Annotated in this window: 2 protein-coding genes; both read left to right on the forward strand. The window is 72.4% G+C overall.

From position 1 onward, the window contains the following. On the forward strand, positions 1 to 898 hold an 898-nt coding region (locus RTM68_RS18705; RefSeq protein WP_312173829.1), incomplete at its 5' end, for an iron chelate uptake ABC transporter family permease subunit. Beyond that, positions 895 to 1,608, forward strand: a 714-nt coding sequence (locus RTM68_RS18710) for an iron chelate uptake ABC transporter family permease subunit (RefSeq protein WP_312173830.1), incomplete at its 3' end; no start/stop codon positions are given. The genes RTM68_RS18705 and RTM68_RS18710, both read left to right, overlap by 4 nt.

A 1,608-nucleotide genomic window follows, 5' to 3' on the forward strand; every position in this document is an offset into this window, starting at 1 on the left:
CCAGGCGGTGTGGGCGACGCTGCAGGGCGGGGGCACGCCCGAGACCGACTACATCGTCTTCGACCTGCGCATCCCGCGCACCGTCACGGGGCTCGTGGCCGGTGCCGCGCTGGGGGTGGCGGGGGCGCTGATCCAGGCCTTCACCCGCAATCCGCTCGCCGATCCCGGCATCCTCGGGGTCAACGCCGGCGCCGCGCTCGCCGTCGCCCTGGGCGTGACCTTCCTGGGGCTGCGCGATGTCTCGCAGTTCGTGTGGCTCGCCTTCCTCGGCGCGCTCGTCGTCACGGTGGCCGTGTACCTCATCGGGTCCTCCGGACGCGGCTCGGCCGATCCGCTGCGCCTCACCCTCGCCGGTGTCGCGCTCGGCGCCGTGCTCTCGGGAATCACGACCGGGCTGTCGCTGAGCGATCCCGATGCCTTCGACTCGATGCGCAGCTGGAATGCCGGGTCGCTCCTCGGTCGCGGCTTCGACGTCATCCTGCCTGTGCTCCCGTTCGTGGTCGCCGGACTCGTGCTCGCGATGCTCCTCGCCCCCGGTCTGAACGCGATCGGCCTGGGTGAAGACGTCGCCCGTGCGCAGGGCGCCAACGTCGCCGGCATCCGCATCGGCGTCATCGCCGCCGTCACGCTGCTCGCCGGTGCCGCCACCGCCCTGGCCGGCCCGATCTCGTTCATCGGCCTCATGGTGCCGCACGTGATCCGCTGGACGTTCGGCGTCGATCAGCGACTCATCCTTCCTCTCTCGGCCGTGCTCGCACCCGTCATCCTGCTGCTCGCCGACGTGCTCGGCCGCGTCATCATCGCCCCGGCCGAAGTGCCGGTCGGCATCGTCGCGGCGTTCGTCGGGGCTCCCGTGCTGATCGTGCTGGCCCGCAGGCGCAGGGCGAGTGCACTGTGAGCTCTTCGCGCGTGGTCACGCCCACCGACGTCGGGTACCGACGGCGGATCCTTCGTCTCGGCCCCCTGCGGATGCCGGTGCGTCAGCGCAGCATCCTCGCGGGTGTCGCGGCGGTCGGCGCCCTCGTCGTGCTGGCGGTGCTGGCGCTGGGACTCGGCACCTACCCCCTCACGCCACAGCAGGTCGTGCAGACGCTGCTCGGCGGCGGCGATGCCATGGACCGCACGGTCGTGATCGACTGGCGACTTCCCCGGGCGGTCGCCGCGATCACGGTCGGCGCCCTGCTGGCCGTCGCGGGCGCGCTGTTCCAGACCGTGACGAGGAACCCGCTCGCGAGCCCCGACATCCTCGGTCTCTCCAACGGCGCGTTCACCGGCATGCTGCTCGCGCTGGTGCTCGTCTCGGGCAGCTGGCCCGTGCTCACCGTCGGCTCTCTCCTCGGCGGATTCGCCACCGCGGCGGCGATCTGGCTGCTGTCCGCGCGCGGCGGCGTGCAGGGATTCCGCCTGATCGTCGTCGGGATCGGCGTCTCGGCGATCCTCGCCTCGCTGAACACGTGGATGCTGCTGCAGATCGAGCTCGAGACGGCGATGTTCGCCTCGGCGTGGGGGACCGGATCGCTGAACGGCGTGACCGCCGGCCCGCTCGCGGGTGCGCTCGCGTGCGCGCTGCCGTTCGTCGTCGCCGCCGTCCTGCTCGTGCCGCGGCTG

It is taken from the genome of Microbacterium sp. (assembly GCF_031988965.1).
Classification (GTDB): Bacteria; Actinomycetota; Actinomycetes; order Actinomycetales; family Microbacteriaceae; genus Microbacterium.